This window comes from Halobacteriovorax sp., assembly GCF_048381875.1.
Lineage (GTDB): Bacteria > Bdellovibrionota > Bacteriovoracia > Bacteriovoracales > Bacteriovoracaceae > Halobacteriovorax_A > Halobacteriovorax_A vibrionivorans.
In genome coordinates, this window is record NZ_JBLXBP010000004.1 from 1 (window position 1) to 23,247 (window position 23,247).

The window sequence follows — 23,247 nt, forward strand, 5'->3', positions numbered from 1 at the left end:
TCTTTCTGAAAAAATAGAAATTGATTTAACTTCTGCAGAACAAAAAAGAGGCTTTATATACTATAAGGATTTATTGAATATAATACTAGAAATTTATAATAATAGAGAGAATGTATACTCTAGAGGATTTAAGAATATTCCCGTTGGTACAGGTGAAGGTTATAGGGTAAAGGATATTGTTTTACTTATTCAAGAGATAACTAATGGATTTAAAACAAAATTAAATTTCGGTAAGGTGGCTTTACGTGAAAATGAGCCAGATAAGTTAATCGCTGATATTGAAATACTAGAAAAATTAAATTTAAAGCCAAGGTATAGTATTAAGCAAGGTCTTACAGAGATTTATAATATAGCAAAAGATATTAAATAAAATGAAAAATATTAATATCTAAGCTTTGATTATTTATTATATAGTCAAAATCATCCATCTTCTTAATCGGATTAAAAAACTTTGCTCTATTTTCCTTATTAACATTGAGAATATGAACAAACTTTTTTCCTGTTTCTCTAGCAAGTCGATCCGAATTCAAAAGAACAGAGCCCAGCGCACCCTCAAGCTGTACAAATTCCCCCTTCTGATTTTTTATCAAATCCGGAAGAGTAATTTTACAGTCTCCAAGTGCATTAAAGTTTACGAGTACTAAATTCGTATTGAAAAAAGCATCATCGTCATCTTCTCTTAATCCAAGTTGTTCGAAATATTCTAATTGCCCAGCTTGTTCAGCTTGTGCTTTTTCTACAATTGTAAGAAAAGTCTTATCGCCTTCGACTTTTAGAGCAATTTGGCCACCTTTCATATCACGGTCAGTTTTTGTCGTAGTTACCATAACAACTGGAATATTCTCAGTTAGCATCCAATTGACAATAGCACGATCTGGAGTCGAACTAAGATCTTCTCCATTTCCAATACAGGCAACAATATTATCACCATCTGGACGCGGGCCTTTGAAGACTTCGTAGCCAAAGATACCATGGCCTGCAGGAGCAAGTCTCTCAGTTGTAAGCTTGCCATCTTTAATTGTTGGAAGTTTTTGTTGAACCACTGATTCAAGGCGAGAAAAGTTTTCACCCAAAAGGTGAGAATGCTTCTCCCACATCTTATCTAGGATTGGTTTTACATCATTATTAACTAGGTCCTGTAGGACCACTTTTTTAAATGAGCTAGTTTTCTTTGAAGCTTGAATGATTTGAGCTTCAGCTAGTGAGATATCTCCAAATTCTTTTGTTTCAATATAAAGATCTGTCGATTTTGAGCCTGGAGTTGTGCGGCCATATTTTTTTAGATATTCACTTCGATCAAGGCTTGAGCCAAGGCCTCCGTGCATTTTTCTAAGCCATAGAGTACAGTCGACTATTTCTTTTGTTGAATAGCGCTGCTTGATGTCTTCGTATGAATGAAAAGGAAGTTCGCGACGCATTAGTTCTCGAGGTGCAATTGCTGTAGGGTAAACCCCTGTGTCATTCTCAGGAGTAGCAATTCTTAGTTGTTCTTTTTTCTCATTAAGTTGAGAAAGAAGCCCTTCGAAGTACTCGAGTTCAATAGGATTCGTGATAAATTCTTTTAAATTCATAGACTGGAATAATACCAGATGCTTGGTGAATACTGAAATATAAAATATTCACTTAAAGGCATATGAAATATGCACTTATGTACATATTTTGCGTAAATTTTAGTAGGTTATGCACTTGAGTGAATATTGTGTGGAAAAAGATAAAGAATATTCACTTGATGGCATATCACGGTTGTCTGGAGAGAAAATATGCCATCAAATGAATACTTGATCATTTACGTATGCATTCGAGTGAATGCTCGCAAAAAATTCAAAAGATGATACAATTAAATTCATTACAACTGTTTTACGGAAGAAACGGGGAGAAACTTTAATGAGTTATGATAACTTAGACTTAGAGTTCTTAGAGTATGCCAAGACGGCCATCAAGAAGAATGACTACTACGACATCGATCTAAAAGCTTTAAGAAAATCACTTGGGCTTAAGCAGACAGACTTAATAGGTATAGATCAGCCTGATGTCTCTAAAATTGAAAATCGTCTCGATTTAAAACTTTCAACATTGAATAAGTATGCAAAGGCCTGTGGCCTAGAGATGGAAATTAAATTCCACCCCAAGCATTAATAACTTATTGAATGAGTTCTAACTTTTGAACACCTGTTACAGTTGGAAAGTATGTACGTCCAGTGAACACGTATAGTGTTTTCCTTAATAGGTTATGGATTTTTTTAATCAGCCCAGTATCATTTTTAACGAGTGTTGCTTTATACTTCTTCCCATTTATTTTTATCTCAGGTTTTTGTTTCTTACCTGAAATATAGCGATAAAAGTGATCAGGTGTTTTTGTATTCTTAAAGCTTACTCGGTTGAATGCTTGCTCGAAGTTTTTTGGAAGATGTGTATATTGAATGATTTCACCTTCTTTTGAGCTCTCCACAAGACTTTTAAGAGGCCCATTAAGATTCCAATCGATTAACTTTCGATAGTTTGAGAAATTTTTAGAATCGATCTTTTGCTTAGTTATATCGATAATATCATCATTACTTAAGTGGAAGCCCTCATCTAAAGGTTCAATTTTAAGATTCGCACTTAGCTTTCCAGAGATAGTACAAAACTCATTACTTGGGGCCTCAGTCTTAAAGAACTCTTCAAAAGTGTCACAGTAGTCAATCCACGTGAATGCTTGGTTAGGACTCCTCTTTAAAAGGTCGTTAGTATAACGTCTTTTTTGTTTTGCTCTAAAGTAAGTTGGGGTAGCCTGTCCATTTTCATCAAAATAAAGAATAATAGGCATGTTAAATTTATTGTCACCAACAAATAAATGATCACCATCAACACGAATTCCTTTGTGATTACTTTTAATCGTCCAAAGTTTTAAAAATTCATCATTCATTCCTTTAAGATATGCATCTGTTTTTTCTTGATATTCTTCATACAAGGTCTTTTCTTCTGATAAAAGATCAACTCCTAAACCTACATTGTAATCAGTTCCTAATTGGGCAAGCAGAGTTGTTGCAATATCTAAGTGGGTCCCTTCTTTTTCGATAAGACCTGTCGTTACATTGTTATGGTAATTGATCATAAAAAGGTTTTTACGATCCATAGTTATAGTTTTGTCAGATAAAAGATTTCTCATGGCAAGGTGGTCTGACATAACAACAATAAGTGTATTCTTGCTATATTTACTTGCTCTAATCTTATCAACGAATTCTTTGATGTAGTAATCAGAACATTTGAAGGCTTTAACTAAACGACTATCTCCTTCTTTGTGATTTTGTTTACAAGCTGGAAATACATGTCCTTTCGGATGATGTGTATCAAGAGTGTTCATTGTTAAAAAAAATGGTCTTTTACTTTTTGCAAGATTATCAGCAACGATCTTTGCTTCATCAAATAAATTCTTATCATAGAAGCCCCATGAATTAGTACTAGCCGTTGGGTACTTTTTCTTTAATTCATCTTTACCTTTAACGATGGTGTATTTGTGTGTTTTAAGATAGTTTTTTGTTCCTGAAAAAATGGCAGATGCACCTTTTAAGTGTGCACCAACATATCCGTTACTATGAAGAATATCTGGTAGGCAAACCGCAGCTGGATAAAAACTATAAATACCTTCCATAGAGTTTCCCTCACCGGCGGTAACGAGAGGAATACCACATTGAGATGTAACCATCCCACCGATTGTCCATGTTGCACCATAGTTCGAATACATATTAGTAAATGAAAGAGATTGCTTTTCCAATTCTCTCATATTTGGTGTCATTCCAGGGAAGACTTCGTCATTTAAATAAGTTCTTTCAAACCCTTCAGCGTAAATAATAATGAGGTTTTTCTTATCTTTGATTTCTGCAATCTCGTCGCCAGCTTTGTGAATATCTATTTTTACGCCTTGAAATTCATTAGGCTTTAAAAGAGTATAAAGATTATGTGTCAATGGACTTGAGATAATGGCCAGTAGAAGAACTACTGTAGCAAATTGTGATGCAACCTTCTTTTTCGTTATCTTATAAGTTAAGAAAATTGATAAGATGATCATTAAAGCACTTGCAATAATAATATTTGTGTACTCACCAACTCCTGCTTCTACTGTATCAAGTCTTAAGTGATAGAGGACAACATCATTTAGCCCTACACCAGTAAAGTAATTACTTACGATAAAGATATTACTCATCGTAAAAAAGATAAAAGTGAGGGAGGCCGTTATTTGTGATAATATTTTATTATTATTTTTGGAACGAAGCGTAATCGTTAGGGCAATAAGAAATAAAACAATACTTAAATAGATGTTGAAAAAATAAAACATATGAATTCCTGAAGTCTGCAATGCTTGATTATACAGGTTGTAAAAGGTGTTGAAAAGATAGTGATCTTTTCTTATAGTTCTTTCAGTCATAGGAGATGAAAAAAGTGAGCACTGGCCAACTTCCATGGAATAGATCATTGATCATTATTCCAACTTACAATGAAATCGATAATATAGAGCGTATGATTGATACGATCTTTGGAAAATACCCAGAGGTCTCACTGCTAATTATAGAAGATGGTTCACCTGATGGAACTGCAGATGTGGTTAAAAAGAAGATGGAATCAAATGAGAATCTTCATATAATTGAGCGTACTGGAAAACTTGGACTGGGTACGGCCTATATCACTGGATTTAAGTGGGCCCTCGAAAATAACTACGACTTTGTCTTTGAGATGGACTGTGACTTTTCACATGATCCAGATGCAGTTAAAGACCTTCTAGCAGCAGCACAGGAAAATGATCTTGTTATTGGTTCTCGCTATATTGATGGAATTCGAATTATCAATTGGCCATTTAGAAGACTCCTACTATCTTACTGTGCATCTATATATACGCGTTTCATGACGGGGATTCCTGTTCAGGATACGACTGGTGGCTTTAAGTGCTTTACTCGTAAGGCTTTAGAATCCTTGGATTTAGATGGGATTATCTCAAATGGATATATTTTTCAATTAGAGTTGAATTATAAAGTGTGGGCAAAGGGTTTGAGTGTTAAAGAAGTGCCTATTATCTTTTACGAACGTAGGGACGGTGAGTCAAAAATGGGAGGCGGTATCATTTTCGAAGCTTTCTTTAATGTAATTACTTTAAGATTACGAAAGATTTTTGGTATTCTCTAGAGTGCATTCGAACAAGTTCTTGAAATAATTACTTTCTTTTTGTTTTGCGTAGATCTTGTTAAGATATGAAATCATGTTTTTTACAACTAAGGCCCTATGATTACTTTACTTTTATTTTAATGCTTGGCTAATTATAAAGTGGCGTCTCTATAATGGTCTACATGTAACAGATTATCTCGTTTTGGCAGTAGGCTTTTTACTTATTTTTCTATATAGCGAAGCTATTAATAAGCTTATCAAACCAGTATTTTTGAGAGTTGGTCTTAGTATATTTCTTATTTGTCTTTATTATATCGCAGGAAAATATCATTATCGAGTCAAGACGAATTTTGATTTAGTTGTCTTTGTTTCCAACAGTTTTGGATTTAATGGGGGTTAGCACCAAGATTAATTCAGCAGGAACTTCGATGTTAAAGAATATGGGTTCTACAGCTCTTTTGGTTCAGCCATATAATGGAATTATTTTAAGTGCTGTAAAATGGCCTTATAAACTAGTTTGGCAAAAGAAGTCTGGCAGAAAACTATTATATAACTTGCTAACGGACCCAAAAGAAGAGCATCCTTTAGAAGATCAAGATGAATTAGTTACAAGTCTTTGGGATAAAATGGATTATATAATATTTACTGAGAATTATCTTATGGAGAAAAAGTCTTTAAGTAGAAAGCTACTTACTGTTTCTGAATGATGCTTCTTCTATTTTTGGAGTAAGACTTCTTAGAAAGTTATCTGTTCTACCACTGAATCTTTCAACTAAGGATTTTTCATTTCCTAGTAAATTCGTACCAAGGCCCAAGTTTACATTGAAGCCAAGTAGATGCAAAAGGGTGCTTCCGTTATCAAGAGTAGAGCCGGCTTTTGCAATACTTTGTGATCTACCGACATTATAAAAACGTAAAAGATTTCTTCTCTTTGTTTTATTAAGTAATTTACTGGCATCGTTTTTTAAGGCGAGATGATCCGAAGCTAGTATGATAATCGTATCGCTACTCCTTGGATCATTTAAGATCTCTGTAATCATATTTGAAAGATTGTAGTCAGCACACTTTATGGCGTTTAAGTATGGGTTTTTCCCATTAGCGTACTTTAGTTTGCAGTAATTGGATTTATGTCCATGGGGATAGTGAGAATCTAGTGTCGTGATAAATAATCCAAAAGGCTTGCTTTGACTTGCCAATTCTTTAAATCTCTCTTTTGCTTCAGCTAGTACGTATTCATCATATGCTCCCCACTGACTAAAATTATTCATTCCTTGATATTTCTTTTTAAAATATTTCTTTCCAATAAGTCGCGAGAATTTATGAGTATTATAAAACTTTTCGGTACTTGCAAAACTTAAGTCACCGCCTTGTATAAGCTCCATTATATAACCATGCTTACTTAAAATATCACTAATACAATTTATACCAGGCATGAATTCTTTTTTAATATTTGTCGTTGGAAAAACACCACACTGTGACGCAACCATTCCTGTCATGGTTGCATTTGTGCCGTAGACTTGGTGAATATTTGTAAAGTCGATATATGGAATATCTTTCTTTTTAAGTTCTGTTACAAGATTAGGAAAGATACTTTCATTGAAGAAGCTTCTCTCAAAACTCTCAGCGTAAATATAGATAAAGCTCTTTTTTCTTTGTGGAGGTATAATTTTAAGGTTTTTATTTTGAATATCTTCAATAGTTATATTTTTGATTTCATCGAAATGTGTATATGGCCTAACCCATTCGTAGAGATCGTGAGCCCCAGGGTTTAAACTTATTGCAAAGATACCGAGTAATGTTGCCAAAGGCACATGGTTTAATTTTGAAACTTTAATGCTCACTGAAACTATAAAAGCTGTTGAAACTATATAGATCAGTGCTCCAGCTAGTTGCGGAATAAATTCGCCATATCCCGTTCCTGTCCAACTTGTCATAAGCTGAAACTTTACAGCTTCATTAATTCCATCTCCAGTTAGGCTGTCAGCAACGATGTAGCCAGCAAAGAGAAATGTAAATATTAATATAATTGGTATTGTGTAGAAATAAGACTGCTTCTTTTTAATAGCTGTGAAATAGTAGGCTATAAATATAAGTAGTGAAACTATAAGCATTTTTTAAGTTATACCTTTATGTAATTACAGATGTTTATAAAATATATTGTATTTATTTTATAGTTGCTCTCACGTATTTACTAGTACTTATAAATTACTCCATTCCAATCTGGAATATTTCATTTCATTAGTGAAAAAAATCAGATTTTTCACTATCTAAAGTTTATTTATGCTCTATCAAATACTTAACAAGAACGCTTATTGATACTTTTTACATTGATAATGAAAAAAATTTATTGGCAATGTATGAACAGTGATCAACAAAAAAGCGAATATGAGGGAGAAGCAAAATGGACAAGGTTTTTTTAGAAAGACCTTCGGTTAACGAGGTTTTGCGGGATAAGATCAGAAAATACAAGAAAGAGCATTCCCGCTTAAGTAGTAATCAAATCGCTCGAAGATTGGGGCTTCCACCTTCGACATTCCACCGCCTTGAAATGGGTGACGTTAAAAATCCAGGACTCGACATTTGTGTAACAGTCCTCAATGGCCTTGCCAGTAAAAAGGACACGGCGGAATTCGTACGCGAGTACTTCCCTGAGGTGCATGAAAGTCTTTATGGGTATTTTGATGAAGTATCAAAACTTAAAGAATATGGTCCTGATACCTTAAGTTATTTCAGAGAGAAGCCTACTTATAAGATAATGTTATGGGCTAGTAGTAAGTTTGGAGTAAGTGAGAACGATATTCTACAAGAGTATGGAAGATCTGGTCATAAGACCTTTATGAAGTTAGCTGCTGATGGAGTTATTAAAAACAAAAATGGGCGATTCTTCATTACCGAGGATGTTAGGCGACTTGGACTATTCACAGCTTCGAAAGTCCAAATGATGATTTATGAAGAAATGTCTGAAGAAGCATTGATGACAAATAGGGTACAAAAATGTACGACATCTGTTTGGGTTGAGTCATTAAATGCTGAAAAAGTAATACCAAAACTTAGAGAATTAACTGATGAATATAATTATATGGTCAATAAGATTATGACAAATCCAGAAAACTTTGGAGAAGATCTGATTGTACATTCATCATTATTAAAAAGATTATAAGGAAAAAATATGAAAGCTTTATTAATTATCTTAATTTTTAGTTCAAGTTTTTTTGTAAGAGCGAATACTATAGGGGTTCATAAAAATACGATATCAAGAAGCGGAAATGCTGTAGATGATTGGAAAATTGATTATAGAAGTGGAAATGCAAATGACGACTGGAAAACTCTACCTATAATTGAACTTCGCGGTGGAGTAGTTGGAGACATAGATACACTAAGAAATTTAAACAATATAGGTGATTTTAATCTTGATTCTGAATCAGATAGATGGATTTTAAGAACAAGGTCTAGATTGTTAAGTGTTAGGGATATAGAATTGGTTGATAAGTTTGAAACTAAGCAATTTGAAGTTAAAAAAGTAAGCAATAGACTGAAAAGGTTAAACGACATAGTTGATCAGAAGTATTTAGAATCTATTGTAAAAAGAAGTGTGAAGTTTAAGGATTACAATATAAAAGACTTTGAATATTGATTAAATATGCGGCGACTTTTAAAAGTCGCCTTTTTATTTACAGTAATCGATTTCAAGTAAATTGTGATCCTCAGAAGAAAATTTATAACGCTCAGTTATAATTTCATTGTTAAAAGGATTCCTGAAATAATGTTTTTCAATGCTATTAATATTTTGTGTTGTAGTTATATAATTATATTTGGATGGTATTTGTGACGCTAGCTTGTGCCCGAAATACACTTTTGTTCTAGGTATATAGTGTTTCACAGGATATGTATTATCTATTGTATTTACATTCAATTCTTGAATTTTATTATCGAAAATAATTGAAGTTTCGATGTCTTTAAAAACAATGTCATTACCTCTTTTGAAACATATTAAAGACTTTTTAAACTTAAAGTTATCTTTATTAAATGTAATTCTTTCTTTTAGCTCAGGAAGATCATTTTCTGGAAATGAAAATGCTAAATAGCCGATTTGGTAAACAGCGTCAGTACCTATTTGATAACTAAGTTCCTCTATTTTTGAAAGAATATTAATACTTCTTTGTTCACCATTTAGAGAAATCCCTTCGTACAATTCAATTTCGTTATGTTTCTTTGTAAGAAAACCAATTGATTTACCGTTTTGAGAAATTAGGGCACCGTCGCGGACGCCTTCGCAATTTTTGATGTTAAGAAGTTGTGACTCGTTATCAAATGAGTTGGCATAGGCAAGGGATGCGTATGTAAGTTCACAATCTTGAGATTGAAGCTCGCCTAGTTCATTGAAATAGTTAAGTTGAACTTCGTTATTATCAATTTCTGGAAGTTCAATATTTGCTGTATTAGGTATTTCTTTTTCGAGGTTAAGTTTTAAGATCTTGTCTCCGAATTCATTTGAGAGCTCATCTTCGACAGATGTAACCTTGATTAGTTTGCCGTCTGTTGTTTGAATATTGAATGCCTCATTTTCTGTGGCACAATTTTCTGAAATCAAAACTTCGCTTTGAGATTTTACGATTCCCGAACAAGTAAGTTTCTTCTTTTCTGTTTTAACAGCAACAATTCCCTCTGGGCACTCGTGGCCATCGCAGAAGTTTCCTAATTTTGGATTGAGAATTGTTCTGTCGTTTGAGATTCCACCTAGCGTCTCCTCACTTTGAGAAGCTATATTATTGATCGCTTTTTTCGCATCATCAGAACATGACGTTACTGTAAAAGCTAGGATCAGAATGATTGGTGCAATTAACTTATTCATATTGGTAATTTATCGAAAAAATGAACGCTTATGGGCTTTAGTGAAATTTATTTATAGGGTGTACAATTTTGGTACGTCGATACTTTTCGAATTAATCGTAAGTTACGCTCGATGCTGAGTAAAATACAGTCTTTTTGGCCATGTTATTTATGTAGAACTTTTCTTCTCTTGGCCAGTAAATAGCTAATTATCTGGAATCACATAAATGCAATCTTTATGATCATAAGCTATAAGTGCTAAGTTGCTAAATGTTCGAAAAGTATCGACGTACCCCCTAGAAAAAGTTCTCGATATACTACGTAGGTAAAAGTCTGCTGGAACCCTATGGCCAAGTATGGTAAATCAGGAACATGGAAAAGCAGGATTCTCGAGATATTGCATATATGCGTATGGCACTTGATTTGGCCAAGAAAGGTGAGGGGCAAACGTCACCAAACCCAATGGTTGGAGCAATTATTGTAAAAGATGGAATTATCTTAGGTAAGGGTTGGCATAAAAAAGCGGGCCTACCTCATGCTGAGCCAGAAGCAATCTCAGATGTCCGCGACTATCATAAGGCAGAGCTAAAAGGTGCAACGATCTACGTTACCTTAGAGCCATGTTGTCATACAAAGAAAAGAACACCTCCTTGCACTAACGCAATTTTAAAACACGGCTTTTCAAGAGTCGTTGTGGCCTGCCTTGATCCTAATCCTGAAGTCGCAGGAAATGGAATTAAGATTCTCGAGTCTGCAGGTATTGAGTGTAAAGTTGGAGTACTTGAAAAAGAGGCCCGTGAACTTAATGAAGTATTCTTTAAGTCTATGACTAAAAGGCTACCTTATATTCACCTTAAACTTGCTCAAACATTAGATGGAAAGTTATCAACAATTACAGGTGATTCGAAGTGGATAACAGATGAAAATGCACGCAAGATGGTTCACGCTTATCGTAAGAAATATGATGCAGTCATGGTTGGCCGAAAAACTCTAAATAATGATGACCCAAGTTTAAATATTCGTTTTGGCCTAGATGAAAGTGGAAAAATTCCTTTTCGAATTGTGATGGGCTCAATTTCTAAAATGGATCCATTATCAAAGATCTTTAATGACGAATATACACATAAGACAATTATCATAACTACGGGGGCCGATTACCAAGGCGCGGCGGATGATGTAGTTAAATTCTTTACTGATAAAAAAATTAGAATAGTCTTTGCTAAAAGTGATGAGAATGAAGTTGTCATTGAAGATGCCTTTGCTCAGTTAAAAGCAATTGGTGTTCATTCAATTTTAGTCGAAGGTGGAGGGATGCTTGCTTCCTCAATCTTAAAGAAAAAGCTTGCAGATAAGATGACAATCTTTGTTGCACCAAAAATTCTTGGAGATGGAATCGGTTATTATGATGAAAAATTAGATTCAATGGCCGACGCTTTAAACTTTGATAATGTAGCAGTTAAAAATATTGGTTCTCAAGCAATGTTTGAGATCGACCCGAGGTCATAGTGTTTACAGGACTAGTAAAAGAAATAGGAAAAGTCGTAAGTGTTCGCTCAAATGCGGAAGGCAAACTTATTGAAGTAAGTTCAAAAGAACTTCTTCCAGAGATTGCTATTGATGATTCAGTATCTATCAATGGAGCATGCCAAACAGCTGTGAAACTAACGGACTCAACATTTGTCGTTCAAACAGTTCATACGAGTCTGGAAAAGACCACTCTAGGAAGTCTTCGTACTGGTGATGAAGTTAATCTGGAATTAGCACTTCGTGCTACTGATCGCTTGGGTGGTCACATTGTACAAGGCCATGTTAACGACGTTGGGCAAATTATCCAAATTCAAAGTCGTGGTAATAATTATTTAGTGACTATTAAAGTAAGTCCAAAGCAAATGAAATATATTGTAAAAGAAGGATCTATTACGATTGATGGAATCTCTCTAACTGTTGCGGACGTTTTTAAAGCCGATTGTTCATTCCAACTTTCAATTATTCCACATACTTGGCAGAACACTGTCTTACGAAATCGTAGAGTGCAAAGTCTTGTAAATATTGAAGTTGATATCCTTGGAAAATATATTGAAAACTTGCTTTTTAATGGTGCTAGACGTAGTAATGGTGCGAGCACACATAATTTGGAGTCCTTTTTAAATGATTGAATTTGATACTATTGAAGAAGCCATTGAAGATATTCGTCTCGGTAAGATGGTTATTGTTATCGATGATGAAAACCGTGAAAATGAAGGAGACTTCATCATGGCGGCAGACCGTATTACGCCAGAAGCAATTAACTTCATGGCAACAATTGGACGCGGTTTAATATGTACACCGATTACAAAATCACGTGCACAGGAATTAGAGCTACCACTTATGGTTGCGCAAAATGATTCTGTTCATCATACAGCATTTACTGTTTCAATTGATGCCGCAAATGGTGGTACGGGTATTTCTTGTCAGGATCGTGCTTTAACAACAAATCTTTTAACAAATAAGAATACAAAAGCTTCAGACTTTATGAAGCCGGGACATATATTTCCATTAATTGCAAAAGATGGTGGAGTGCTTGAAAGAGATGGCCACACAGAAGCAGCTGTGGATTTAGCGCGACTTGCTGGTTGTTATCCTGCAGGAGTTATATGTGAAATCATGAGTGCAGATGGAACGATGGCCATGGCACCAGAATTGGCAAAAATTGCTAAAGAGCACGATTTAAAATTTATAACAATTAAAGACTTAATAAAATATAGACGTGAACATGAGGCGCCTTCAAAAGGTGTCACAGATTTAGGAGAAACACATGCCTAGAAATTTAGAAGGTAACTTAAATGCATCAGGGAAAAAATTTGCTATTGTTGCTGGCCGTTTTAACGAGCTAATTACAAGTAAGTTATTAGGTGGTGCAATTGATTGTATTAAAAGACACGACGGAGACGTTGAAGATATGGATATTGCTTGGGTTCCAGGCGCATTTGAAATCCCACTTGTAGCACAAAAGTTAGCGGCTTCTAAAAAGTATGACGCTGTTATTACTCTTGGTGCTGTTATTCGAGGATCAACTCCACACTTTGATTTTGTTTCAAATGAAGTTGCAAAAGGTATCTCAAAAGTTTCACTTGATACTAATGTACCAGTAACTTTTGGTGTTCTTACTGTCGATACAATTGAGCAAGCAATTGAAAGAGCAGGAACGAAGGCCGGTAATAAGGGTTGGGAAGCAGCGATGTCAGCAATTGAGATGGCCACTTTACTTGGTTCAATTGAATAAGAAAAATTACATTCAGATAAAAAATAAGGCCACTAATAATAGTGGCCTTTTTTATGGAAAAACGAAAAATGATTAAAAACTCTATCGGTGTGTGGTTAGAGCTTCGAGGTCTAAATTATAGTTAAACATGATTCTTGTCAGGTTAATAAATCCTGAATTAAAAGATAGAATGATAAAGAAAAATTGATGCAGCACTTGCTGCATTTAAATGTGCAACATAGTTTGTGATAGGAATAAAAAGTTTTTTATCGCAAGCATCTATAACTTCACGATCCATTCCATTTCCCTCATTACCAATAATTAGACATGTTTTTTGCGGATATTTAAAATCATGAATTGAAATTGCACCTTCTTCATTCGCCGTGGCAATAACTGTATACCCTAGTTCTTGAAGCAGTGAGATATCGTTAATAAGGTTAAGTGATTTCGCAACACGCGCTTCAAAAGCATTACCCATTGATACTCTTATGCAACGTCTTAAATAAGGCGATGCGCTTTTAGCATCATAAATAATACTATCAAAGCCAAAGGCCATCGCTGCACGAGTCATTGTGCCGACATTTTCTGGTGATGTAACACCGTTAAATATAATGATACGATCACCAAGCTCTTTTATATTTAGAAGTCCACTTGTTCTAACCTTTGCAAGAATCCCATGATGTAATTTAATACCCGTTATATTTTGAAGTTCTTCTTTTGTTTTTATAAAGACTTGATCGCACTTATCATCAATAAGCTCTTTATTGCGTTCATAAAATTCTTGAGTTGCAATAATTTTTTCAACTTGGTGTTTTGATCTAAGTGCCTTGCAAACAACTTTCTCAGTTTCAGCAATACAGTAGTTATCTTTAATTAAATTCTTATCTTTAAGATTATAGAATTCATCAATCATTTTAAGATCCCCTTAAGAAAGCTTCCGGTATGTGACTCCTTACACTTTGCAACTTCCTCTGGTGTTCCTGTGGCGACAATTGATCCACCTCTGTGGCCACCTTCTGGGCCAAGGTCTATAAGTTCATCTGCAACCTTAAGTACGTCAAGATTGTGTTCAATAATAATAACGGAGTTATTACTATCAACTAGATTGTTAATGGCCTTTAAAAGAACATTAATATCTTCGAAATGCAGTCCTGTGGTTGGTTCATCTAATACATATAATGTATGACCTTTTGTAGACTTTGCTAATTCTCTTGCAAGCTTTAGTCTTTGGGCCTCTCCACCAGAAAGGGTAGTTGCAGGCTGTCCAAGAGTCATATAACCAAGGCCTACATCATTCATTGTTTTTAGGATACGTCCCAATCGTCTATGGTTTTTAAAAAACTCATATCCTTCTTCAATTGTCATTTCTAAGATGTCAGCTACTGATTTACCCTTATATAAAACCGAAAGTGTTTCGTTATTATAACGTCGTCCATTACATTCATTACATGTTACATAGACATCTGGTAGGAAGTGCATTTCAATTTTTTGTACACCATTACCTTCACATTCTTCACAGCGTCCACCTTTAACATTAAAGCTAAATCGCCCAGGTTTATATCCTCTAATTTGCGACTCATTAGTTGCCGCAAATAACTTTCTTACATCATCAAATAGTCCAGAGTAAGTTGCTGGGTTAGAATGTGGTGTTCTTCCAATCGGAGATTGATCTAATTCAATAACAGTTTTAATTTCATCTAGGCCTGTGATTGATTTGTAATTTGCCTTTTCATAGATTGAACGATTTGCTCTTGATAGGTGGCTTTTTACTGCTGGTATTAAAACTTCGTGAATTAGAGTTGATTTACCTGAGCCTGAAACACCGCTAACACAAACTAGCCCTCCTAGTGGGAAATTTACATCAATCTTTTTAAGATTATTATGTTGAGCACCTTTCAATTTAATATGTTTTGTTAATTTTCTTCTTTCTTGTGGGATCGGTATCGTTTGCTTGTGATTTAAATAATCAGCAGTAAGTGATTTCTTCTTTAGAAATGCTTTTGATGTGGCATGGGCAACAACTTCTCCACCATGTAAACCGGCACCAGGGCCCATATCAATTATATAATCACTTGCCTTCATTGTGTCTTCATCGTGTTCTACGACAAGTACTGTATTTCCGAGATCTCTTAATTCTTTTAAAGTCTGTATTAATCGAACGTTATCTCTTTGATGGAGTCCGATACTTGGCTCATCAAGAACATAGAGAACTCCTGATAGCGCTGATCCAATTTGTGTGGCAAGACGAATACGTTGTGATTCCCCACCGCTTAGGGTTCTAGCTGAACGATTAAGGGTTAGATAATCAAGTCCAACGTCATTTAAGAACTTTAGTCGAGAAGTGATTTCAGTTAATAACTTTGCCCCAATCTTTTCTTTGATTCCTTCAAGCTTAAGTTCTTTAAAGAAGTCGTATGTTTCACTAAGGGGAATATCACATAATTCTATAATATTTTTTTCAGCAATTTTCGTACTAAGGGCAATTGTATTAAGACGCTTTCCTTCACACTCTGAACATTTTTGAACTTTCATGCTCTTTTCGAGCTCAACGCGTACTCTTTCAGATGTGGATTCTTTATATTTCTTATTGAGCCAATTTATTAGACCAGGAAATGGCTTTGAAAATTCAAAGTTTGAATTCTCTGACTTAAATTTATAAGTATAAACCTTATCTGTTCCCTCTGATAAAATCTTAAATATCTTCTTTGGCATTTTTGAAAGAGGCTGTTTAATATCGAAGCCTTCTTCTTTTAGCATGCACTCGACCATTTTATAGAGAAAGTTATTTTTCTTTGTCAGTAGAGGAATTGCCCCTTTTAGAACAGGTAAGGAGTCATCAAAGATTAACTCACTTAAGACAAATTCTTTTGATTCTCCTAGACCATTACACTTAGGGCATGCTCCAACAGGTGAATTAAATGAGAAGAGTCTTGGTTCTAAATCAGGAAAGACTTCACCTGTATCATGAGACATATTGATTTCTGAGTATGTGTGAAATTCATCATCAATCATAACGTGGATGATCCCCATCCCTAATTTTAGGCCAAGTTCAACAGAGTCTGTTAGACGTTTTTCGATGTCCGGCTTTACAAGGATTCGATCAATTACAACAAGAATTTCATCGCTGGCCTTGAGTGACTTTATTTCGCTACTATCAAGTAGCATGATTTCATCATTTACTATAAATCGTGAAAATCCCATCGAAAGATACTTGGCCATTTGTTGCTCTAATTCTTTCTTTGTTTCATCAGTTATTTCTACCGTAATATGAAGTTTGGTTTTTTCAGGTAACTCCATTAAATCTCGAGTGATTTGACCTGGAGTATAGCTTATAACTTTTTCTCCATTATTTGGGTCGTAGAGATCTCCAACTCTTGCATAGAGAACTCTCATATAGTCATAGACTTCAGTTATTGTTCCAACAGTTGAGCGTGGATTCTTATTAGTTGTTTTTTGATCAATTGCAATTGCTGGGGATAGCCCTGTTATTGACTCTACATCTGGAGCTTGTTGCTGACCTAAGAATTGCCTTGCATAAGATGAGAGTGATTCGATATATCGACGTTGTCCTTCAGCATAGACAGTGTCAAAGGCAAGTGAGCTTTTACCAGATCCAGATGGCCCAGTGATGACTGTTAATTTGTTCTTCGGAATATCAATCGTTACGTCTTTCAAATTATGAACACGTGCTTTTACAATTTTAATTTCATCTTTCATTTTCTATACCTTTAGGGCAAGTTTTAATACGTAGTAACAGCCCATATAGTTAGCACAATCTTTTCCATAAAGATCGAAGGCCGTGCCATGGTCAACACTAAGTCTTAGAAATGGTAAGCCTAGTGTGATATTTGCACCTTTTGATTTGAACATTGTTTTAAATGGTGCAAGTCCTTGGTCGTGATACATATACACAAATAATTTATCATGAGCAAAGCAGTCATTAATAAAAAGTCCATCAGCAGGTAGTGGACCACTGACTTTCTGTTTAACTGTTAAGCCTTTGATGGCATTTGTGACTTCTTTTTCCTCATCACCGAGTATACCACCTTCACCGGCATGTGGGTTGATACCACTTATGATAATTTCATTTAAATTGCCGAAGTATTTTGTGTAGTTATCAACGCAGATATTGATTTTTTTGTGAATAAGATCAGAATTTATTTTGGTAGGAACTTCTTTAAGAGGTATATGATCTGTAATAAGTAAGACGTTTGCCTCATATGACTTAAAGAACATAACGATATTCTCGTTGTCATATCTCTTTCTAAAGTACTCTGTATGGCCTGATACATTTTTACCATTAAAGAATAATTCATCCTTTGTGGTTGGCATTGTAACTAATATATCGTTTGGCCCACATATATTACATGCAAGCTCTAAAGCATTGTGAGAATAGGGAGCCTTCACAGCTGTATAGCTAAGAGATGAAGGAAGCTCTTTTGTAAATTCTTCACCAACAAAGAGATGAAATTGTTCTTGTTGTGCCGATGATAGAAGAGAGTAGGCTTTTAAGAAAACCTCAAGGCCAATTCCCTTCTCATGTCCAGCTGTTACATAGATCATTAGTATGTTTTAACGTAGTGATTCGACTTTTCTCTTTCAAACCACATTTTTGTAACTTCCTTTGCCTTTCTCTCATAGATTTTGGCACGGATTTGTGGTTTTGATTGTTGATAAAGTGATGATTCAACAACATCACGTGTTTTTACGTAGAAAATATGTGTGGCACCCATCATCTCAATTGGTTGAGTGAATTCACCTTCTTGTGTTTTATTTAAAAGACGTTGCAGCTTCTCTGTTAGGCCATCAGCTGTAATGTCTCCTAGAGTTGATGTTTCGATCGAACCATACTCATTTGGAAGTGGTCCACCTTTTTGGAATGATTGCATCGACTTTCTAAAATGCGCATACTTACTCTTTGGTACAATTGAAGGATCAATTGAGAAGTCCACAAGTGTATAACGATATGAAACAGTCTTATTATTTACATTTTGCTTAAAGAATTCATTCTTTATCTCTTGTTCACTTACAGAGATGAGAGGAATAATAACAACTGAATTAAAATGATTAAATTCAATTGCTTCTTTGTTAAGTTCAAAGAATTCGTTAAAATTTGTATTATTCTTTTTTAAGAATGAAATTAGATCTGCACGACTAAGCCCAAGGCGTTGTTCTTTTCTTTTAATTTCTTTCTCAACTGTAGCGTCTGAAATTACATATCCTTGCTCAGCAAGTGTAGAGCGGATGATGAATTTTCTTATAAATAACTCAGCAATTTCTTTATCAGTGAAATTTTCTTGTTTGTAGATAAAAGGAGAAATGTTTTGACGAATAGGGAGCGATTTTTTAACTCGATCGATCATTGATTTTGTAATGATATGATCATCAACAACGGCCGCTATTTTATCAAGAAGTTTTGCATTGATATTTAATGTTGAAAAAGTAAGGGCCAGTAATAAAAAAAGCCTCATGAACACCTCTATTTATCGTTCTTAGTATCATTATTTACTAGAACAATAATTTATCGTGCCCATGAGGCTTGTGCAAATTATTTGCGCTATTTACTTTAGTTTTTCGTCTAAAATTTTAATTTTTGCTTTTTTACGTAAGTTCTCGAAATAATTAGCAATGATTTTATCTCTCTTTCTATCGTAAACAAACTTTTTATAAACACCCATATTGATCTCATCAAATTTCTTAACTCCTAGAACCTTTACAACATGGTAACCAAGTTGAGTTCTAACAGGGCGTGTAATGTATCCATCTTTTTGGCCTTTAATTGCTGCAAAGTATTCAGGTGCCATAAAGAATGCTGGTTGGTACCCAAGGTCACCACCTGTATGAGCATTTGGCGCTTGAGAATACTTATTAGCTAATTCAGCAAATTTAGTTGGCTCTTTTGTAACTTCTGAATGAATTTCAAAAATTTTCTTTTGTGCTGCTTCAATCTCATTTTGAGATGGGGCAACGCGAACTCTTAGAAGAATATGAGCAGTACGATATTCAGGATATTCTTCATAGAATTTTTTAACATCCTTATCTGTCACTTTAATTTTCTTAAATTCATCTTCAAGATCTTTAGAAACTTGTGCGTTAAATAAAACTTCATTCATTTTTCTTTTAACGTCTGGATCATTTTGAAGCTTTGCTTTTCTTGCTTTTTCTAAACCTAGTTTCTTATTGATAAGATCAGTTAGTACACGCTTCATTGTTACTGGGTCTTCAGAGACAACATATTTATTAAGAAGATACGCTTGATCAAGCTCTTCTTTTGTTATCTTTTCGCCATTAACTTCTGCAACGATCTTTTTAGGGGCAGCTTGAGCTCCTAAAGTGATTAGTAAACCAAGAATGATTTTACCGAACATATTGATATCCTTTTCAAATTATTGAAATTTAGTTCCTTCTTTATCTTAATTGTACCAAATTTATTAAAAACTTATAAATTTCACTAAGATGGAACTATTTTTTCCGCAATTTCCTGACAGAACTCGACTAAAGAGCTCGGAGATATCGTCGTTTTATTGGTAAAAATCAACTTAAAGTCTGGTGTGAAACGATATTTACGTGGCATACCAAGAAAATTGTTTAAAATATTATTTCTAAGCTCTTCATTGGCCTCAACCATGTCGCGATCAAATTGAAAAATGATTGAATTATCCATAAGTTGAGCAGATTTTATTCCACATGGCATCAGATATGAACGTGCTTCAAGAATTGCTATCAATTGATTAAATTCTTCAGGACCTGGCCCGTAGATATCAAAGATTGTTTCTTTTAGAGCTGTGATTTCATCAATTGATGTGGAGTTTGATAGTTGCTTGTAATATTTAAGTCTCTCACTCGACTCACTGATAAAGTGAGCTGGAATGAATGCCGCAAAAGGAGTATTGATTTCAATATCCTTTTTGATGATTTTCTTTTCTCCTCGCAATTCTTGAATGGCCTCAGTTAAAAGTTCCATATAAAGTTCGAGACCAATTGCTTCGATATGCCCTGATTGGTGAGCACCAAGTATATCTCCGGCACCGCGAATCTCAAGATCACAATTTGCAATTTGAAAACCACTTCCCATGTCTGCATAAGTTTGTAGAGCTTTTAATCGTTTGGCCGCAACCTCTGTAATATTGCGATTATTTGGAACAACAAAGTAACAATAAGCTTTTTTATCAGAGCGTCCAATGCGTCCACGTAATTGGTGTAATTGAGCAAGGCCATATCGATCGGCACGATCCACAATCATAGTATTTGCATTTGGAATATCAATTCCAGATTCGATGATAGTTGTGGAAATTAGGATCTGGTAAGCACCGTTATAAAAAGCAGAGATGCGTGATTCAAGCTCTTTTTCCGGTAGCTGTCCATGAGCGTAAACGATTTTGGCATCCGGTACTAGCTCTCTAATATATGCAGTATAGTTTTCAATATCTTGAACTCGATTGTGAACAATAAAAACTTGTCCACCTCGTTTAAGTTCTCGATTAATTGCCGACTGTATAGTGTGATCGTCTTCTTTTATAAGATAAGTTTTAATCGACTGCCTTCTTGGTGGGGCGGTCTTAATTAAAGCAAGATCTTTTAAACCTAAGAATGAAAGTTGTAGTGTTCTAGGAATTGGTGTTGCAGTTAGAGTTAAGAAATCAACTGATGATTTTAAAAGTTTTAATTTATTCTTATGGGCAACCCCAAAGCGTTGCTCTTCATCAACAACAACAAGTCCTAGGTCTTTAAATTTGATCGTTTTACCGAGGAGCTTATGTGTTCCAACGATAATATCAATTTCACCCTTTTCAAGTTTTTCTTTTGTTTCTTTTTCATCTTTACCAGTTTTAAAACGTGATAAGTAATCGATACGAACAGGGAACTTCTCAAATCTTTTAACAAATGAATTATAATGCTGAAGAGCTAGAACTGTTGTTGGAACTAGTATTGCAACTTGTTTTCCATCAAGTACTGCTTTAAAAGCTGCACGCATAGCAACTTCCGTTTTTCCAAATCCAACATCTCCACAAACAAGAAAGTCCATTGCAGACTTTGCCTGCATTTTATCAATTACTGAATCAATAGCATTTTTCTGATCAGGAGTTTCATTAAATGGAAATGATAACTCAAACTCTTTATAATCATGATCAGGTGGTGAAAATGAAAAGGCTTGTGTTGACGCCCTTTCTGCTTGTAACTTTAAAAGATCAAAAGCTAGTTTTTTTACAGAGTCTTTAGCACGTGCTTTAAGCGCAGAGAATTTATTTGTCCTTAAACTATCGACATTGACCTTGACCTCACCACCAGCGTGCTTTTGGATAAGGTTCATTTTATAGATAGGAACAAAAACTTTATCGTTACCTTTATATAGAATGACAAGGTAGTCGGATTTTGAACCGCCAATATCCATGGCCTCAAGGCCTAAGTATTTTCCAATACCATGTTTAGAGTGGATGACATAGTCGCCTTCTTTTAGTGATGCTAATTGTTCAGCAAAGAGATCAATATCTTTAATCTTAGAAACTTTTGCTTTATCTCGACGAATAGCAAAGAGATCACTGTCTGAGATAACTAGTAATTTGTCGCTAGGGTAATAGAATCCCTCAGTCAGTTTAAAATTAATAAAATCAATTCTACTTTGTATTTCACCAGACAATTCAAACATTTCAATTAAATGTTTGATCTCATTTTTTGAATTATCATTTTGAATTGTAAAAATAATTTTACCTGAATATTTAAAGTCGTTTTTTAAATAATCAAATAATCCAGATAAGAATTCTTTTTTTGAATGATAATTAATATCAAACTTAGAGATATACGACTTAAAAGGTGTAAGACCTAGATCCACTACATTAGTATCATGATCAATTTGAGCATTAATATTTAGATGATTTAAATTAAGAACATTCTCTTTACGTAAACGATCGATAGTTGATAAGTCATAGAAATATTCTGGTGAAGGAAGTAGTTCTTCAGTTTCTTCAAAATCTGTTGATAATTCATCATAATAATTTGTGAGATTGTCTTCTGTATTATCTCGATCAAAAACGATAGTTAACCAGTTCTCATCAATATAATCGAGTAATGATTCTGTTTCATTTGGTTTAAAAAATAATGGTGTGTAGACGGGGTGATTTTCAAAGAGCATTCCGTTTGAAAGTTTTGAAAATAATTCATTTCTAGCTTCAAGAAGTTCTCTTTGATTGGCCCTTGGTCTTGGTAGATTATCGCGAAGATTATTTGAATAATGAGATTCACAAAAAATCGAAGGGCCTGGAGTAATTGTTAAGCTTTGAACTTTTTTGTCTTTAATTGTTTTTAAAGTCTCTTTATCGATTTCAAAAATTTCCTCAATCATTTCATCAAAGTAGTGAATACGTATAGGGTGCATTCCTACTGGATAGATATCAAAGATTTCACCTTTTTTAGAAAATGTACCTTGCTCTTCAACAGTGAATGAAGAAGTGTAGCCAAGTGATACTAATTTTCCTGCCAATTCATCAGGAGAGATAATATCTGATTCTTCAATTTTAAAAGTTGTTTCATTAAAAAATTCTTTTGGAGGTACTTTTAAAGATAATGCTTCTATTGATGTAATGACTGTTAGCTCACTACTTTTTCTTGATATTATTTTTTTTAATGCTGAGTGTCGGGCAAGTTGTGCACTTTCTGATGAATACATTCCAGAATATGGTGATGCGTCAAGCCCAGGATAAAAAACAAGATTTATTTTTAAAAAACTAGATTTTACTAATTCATAATACTGTTCAGCTTCATCTTGATTTTCGAAAATCAATAAATTTGGTGGATGGTCATAGCTCTTATTTTGATTAAGTAAAAACTTGAAGAACGCCCAGTACTCCCTGTTTATACCATCAATAGTGAGGTCATGTTGCTTGGTGTCTAACCAAGATAATAGCTTTGTGCGCAGTGGTGTAAATAAATCCATGTCGTTTTTTAACATAATTTCATGTCATGAAAAAGAATTTATGCATTGGCCCATGCGTTACTAAATAGAAGATATTACTCAAAAAAAGAAGGGCCAATTTATTTCCAAA

The 23,247-nt window shown here is 34.5% G+C and carries 18 protein-coding genes and 2 pseudogenes; 10 read left to right on the forward strand and 10 right to left on the reverse strand.

Going from position 1 to position 23,247, the window contains the following annotated elements:
* Positions 1-370 (forward strand): annotated as a pseudogene (locus tag ACN5L8_RS12460) (hypothetical protein); the annotation flags it as partial.
* On the opposite strand, the gene ACN5L8_RS12465 reads toward ACN5L8_RS12460, so the two are convergent.
* On the reverse strand, positions 363-1,571 hold the full coding sequence (locus ACN5L8_RS12465; RefSeq protein ID WP_419173186.1) for a UTP--glucose-1-phosphate uridylyltransferase: 1,209 nt from the start codon (positions 1,569-1,571) through the stop codon (positions 363-365). The pseudogene ACN5L8_RS12460 and the gene ACN5L8_RS12465 overlap by 8 nt on opposite strands.
* 313 nt (positions 1,572-1,884) lie before the next feature.
* Between ACN5L8_RS12465 and ACN5L8_RS12470 the strand changes: the two genes are divergently transcribed.
* Entirely contained in the window at positions 1,885-2,136 is a 252-nt protein-coding gene (locus ACN5L8_RS12470; protein ID WP_199506612.1) for a helix-turn-helix domain-containing protein, read from the forward strand.
* Between the two features lie 4 nt (positions 2,137-2,140).
* On the opposite strand, the gene ACN5L8_RS12475 is transcribed toward ACN5L8_RS12470, so the two are convergent.
* On the reverse strand, positions 2,141-4,183 hold the full coding sequence (locus tag ACN5L8_RS12475; protein ID WP_419173187.1) for a sulfatase-like hydrolase/transferase: 2,043 nt from the start codon (positions 4,181-4,183) through the stop codon (positions 2,141-2,143).
* A 236-nt stretch (positions 4,184-4,419) separates the two neighbouring features.
* On the opposite strand from ACN5L8_RS12475, the gene ACN5L8_RS12480 reads away from it, so the two are divergent.
* Positions 4,420-5,157 (forward strand): polyprenol monophosphomannose synthase, encoded by a 738-nt coding sequence (locus ACN5L8_RS12480; RefSeq protein ID WP_419173188.1) that lies wholly within the window; start codon positions 4,420-4,422, stop codon positions 5,155-5,157.
* Between the two features lie 407 nt (positions 5,158-5,564).
* Complete coding sequence (locus ACN5L8_RS12485) at positions 5,565-5,843, forward strand: hypothetical protein (protein ID WP_419173189.1); 279 nt, start codon at positions 5,565-5,567, stop codon at positions 5,841-5,843.
* Here the strand turns inward: ACN5L8_RS12485 and ACN5L8_RS12490 are convergent.
* Positions 5,823-7,247: a sulfatase-like hydrolase/transferase gene (locus tag ACN5L8_RS12490; protein ID WP_419173190.1), complete on the reverse strand. Its 1,425-nt coding sequence runs from the start codon at positions 7,245-7,247 to the stop codon at positions 5,823-5,825. The genes ACN5L8_RS12485 and ACN5L8_RS12490 overlap by 21 nt on opposite strands.
* A gap of 290 nt (positions 7,248-7,537) precedes the next feature.
* On the opposite strand from ACN5L8_RS12490, the gene ACN5L8_RS12495 reads away from it, so the two are divergent.
* Entirely contained in the window at positions 7,538-8,296 is a 759-nt protein-coding gene (locus ACN5L8_RS12495; RefSeq protein ID WP_419173191.1) for a hypothetical protein, read from the forward strand.
* 9 nt (positions 8,297-8,305) lie between these two features.
* Positions 8,306-8,770 carry a hypothetical protein gene (locus ACN5L8_RS12500; protein ID WP_419173192.1) on the forward strand — a complete coding sequence of 155 codons (465 nt, stop codon included), beginning with the start codon at positions 8,306-8,308 and terminating at the stop codon, positions 8,768-8,770.
* Between the two features lie 33 nt (positions 8,771-8,803).
* Here ACN5L8_RS12500 and ACN5L8_RS12505 read toward each other — a convergent pair whose 3' ends face one another.
* Positions 8,804-9,988 (reverse strand): hypothetical protein, encoded by a 1,185-nt coding sequence (locus ACN5L8_RS12505; RefSeq protein ID WP_419173193.1) that lies wholly within the window; start codon positions 9,986-9,988, stop codon positions 8,804-8,806.
* A gap of 350 nt (positions 9,989-10,338) precedes the next feature.
* Between ACN5L8_RS12505 and ribD the strand changes: the two genes are divergently transcribed.
* From ribD to ribE, 4 genes and pseudogenes are all read left to right on the forward strand, one after another.
* A complete protein-coding gene (gene ribD / locus ACN5L8_RS12510; protein WP_419173194.1) occupies positions 10,339-11,472 on the forward strand; it encodes a bifunctional diaminohydroxyphosphoribosylaminopyrimidine deaminase/5-amino-6-(5-phosphoribosylamino)uracil reductase RibD in 1,134 nt (377 codons plus the stop codon).
* The gene (locus ACN5L8_RS12515; RefSeq protein WP_419173195.1) at positions 11,472-12,122 is read left to right on the forward strand and encodes a riboflavin synthase; all 651 of its coding nucleotides are present in this window, start codon (positions 11,472-11,474) and stop codon (positions 12,120-12,122) included. The genes ribD and ACN5L8_RS12515 overlap by 1 nt, the downstream gene beginning before the upstream one ends.
* Positions 12,115-12,723 (forward strand): annotated as a pseudogene (gene ribB, locus ACN5L8_RS12520) (3,4-dihydroxy-2-butanone-4-phosphate synthase); the annotation flags it as partial. The gene ACN5L8_RS12515 and the pseudogene ribB, both read left to right, overlap by 8 nt.
* A 37-nt stretch (positions 12,724-12,760) precedes the next feature.
* Positions 12,761-13,228: a 6,7-dimethyl-8-ribityllumazine synthase gene (gene ribE, locus ACN5L8_RS12525; RefSeq protein ID WP_114706036.1), complete on the forward strand. Its 468-nt coding sequence runs from the start codon at positions 12,761-12,763 to the stop codon at positions 13,226-13,228.
* 157 nt (positions 13,229-13,385) lie between these two features.
* On the opposite strand, the gene ACN5L8_RS12530 is transcribed toward ribE, so the two are convergent.
* The 6 genes from ACN5L8_RS12530 to mfd all read right to left on the reverse strand — a co-directional run bounded on the left by ACN5L8_RS12530 (position 13,386) and on the right by mfd (position 23,153).
* Entirely contained in the window at positions 13,386-14,120 is a 735-nt protein-coding gene (locus tag ACN5L8_RS12530; RefSeq protein WP_419173196.1) for a TrmH family RNA methyltransferase, read from the reverse strand.
* The gene (gene uvrA, locus ACN5L8_RS12535) at positions 14,117-16,924 is read right to left on the reverse strand and encodes an excinuclease ABC subunit UvrA (protein ID WP_419173197.1); all 2,808 of its coding nucleotides are present in this window, start codon (positions 16,922-16,924) and stop codon (positions 14,117-14,119) included. Before uvrA ends, ACN5L8_RS12530 begins: the two co-directional genes overlap by 4 nt.
* A gap of 3 nt (positions 16,925-16,927) precedes the next feature.
* Positions 16,928-17,770 carry a PdxA family dehydrogenase gene (locus ACN5L8_RS12540; protein WP_419173198.1) on the reverse strand — a complete coding sequence of 281 codons (843 nt, stop codon included), beginning with the start codon at positions 17,768-17,770 and terminating at the stop codon, positions 16,928-16,930.
* On the reverse strand, positions 17,770-18,678 hold the full coding sequence (locus ACN5L8_RS12545) for a peptidylprolyl isomerase (protein ID WP_419173199.1): 909 nt from the start codon (positions 18,676-18,678) through the stop codon (positions 17,770-17,772). Before ACN5L8_RS12545 ends, ACN5L8_RS12540 begins: the two co-directional genes overlap by 1 nt.
* Positions 18,679-18,768: 90 nt before the next feature.
* A complete protein-coding gene (locus tag ACN5L8_RS12550) occupies positions 18,769-19,575 on the reverse strand; it encodes a peptidylprolyl isomerase (protein ID WP_120403972.1) in 807 nt (268 codons plus the stop codon).
* Between the two features lie 83 nt (positions 19,576-19,658).
* The gene (gene mfd / locus ACN5L8_RS12555; RefSeq protein ID WP_419173200.1) at positions 19,659-23,153 is read right to left on the reverse strand and encodes a transcription-repair coupling factor; all 3,495 of its coding nucleotides are present in this window, start codon (positions 23,151-23,153) and stop codon (positions 19,659-19,661) included.
* Positions 23,154-23,247: the final 94 nt, after the last annotated feature.

Coding starts and splice junctions, on each gene's coding strand:
- ACN5L8_RS12465 (WP_419173186.1), bottom strand. CDS start 1,571: ATGAATTTAAAAGAATTTATCACGAATCCTATTGAACTCGAGTACTTC.
- ACN5L8_RS12545 (WP_419173199.1), bottom strand. CDS start 18,678: ATGAGGCTTTTTTTATTACTGGCCCTTACTTTTTCAACATTAAATATC.
- uvrA (WP_419173197.1), bottom strand. CDS start 16,924: ATGAAAGATGAAATTAAAATTGTAAAAGCACGTGTTCATAATTTGAAA.
- ACN5L8_RS12490 (WP_419173190.1), bottom strand. CDS start 7,247: ATGCTTATAGTTTCACTACTTATATTTATAGCCTACTATTTCACAGCT.
- ribE (WP_114706036.1), top strand. CDS start 12,761: ATGCCTAGAAATTTAGAAGGTAACTTAAATGCATCAGGGAAAAAATTT.
- ACN5L8_RS12470 (WP_199506612.1), top strand. CDS start 1,885: ATGAGTTATGATAACTTAGACTTAGAGTTCTTAGAGTATGCCAAGACG.
- ACN5L8_RS12495 (WP_419173191.1), top strand. CDS start 7,538: ATGGACAAGGTTTTTTTAGAAAGACCTTCGGTTAACGAGGTTTTGCGG.
- ACN5L8_RS12500 (WP_419173192.1), top strand. CDS start 8,306: ATGAAAGCTTTATTAATTATCTTAATTTTTAGTTCAAGTTTTTTTGTA.
- ACN5L8_RS12485 (WP_419173189.1), top strand. CDS start 5,565: ATGTTAAAGAATATGGGTTCTACAGCTCTTTTGGTTCAGCCATATAAT.
- ACN5L8_RS12530 (WP_419173196.1), bottom strand. CDS start 14,120: ATGATTGATGAATTCTATAATCTTAAAGATAAGAATTTAATTAAAGAT.
- mfd (WP_419173200.1), bottom strand. CDS start 23,153: ATGTTAAAAAACGACATGGATTTATTTACACCACTGCGCACAAAGCTA.
- ACN5L8_RS12505 (WP_419173193.1), bottom strand. CDS start 9,988: ATGAATAAGTTAATTGCACCAATCATTCTGATCCTAGCTTTTACAGTA.
- ribD (WP_419173194.1), top strand. CDS start 10,339: ATGGAAAAGCAGGATTCTCGAGATATTGCATATATGCGTATGGCACTT.
- ACN5L8_RS12540 (WP_419173198.1), bottom strand. CDS start 17,770: ATGATCTATGTAACAGCTGGACATGAGAAGGGAATTGGCCTTGAGGTT.
- ACN5L8_RS12475 (WP_419173187.1), bottom strand. CDS start 4,183: ATGAGTAATATCTTTATCGTAAGTAATTACTTTACTGGTGTAGGGCTA.
- ACN5L8_RS12550 (WP_120403972.1), bottom strand. CDS start 19,575: ATGTTCGGTAAAATCATTCTTGGTTTACTAATCACTTTAGGAGCTCAA.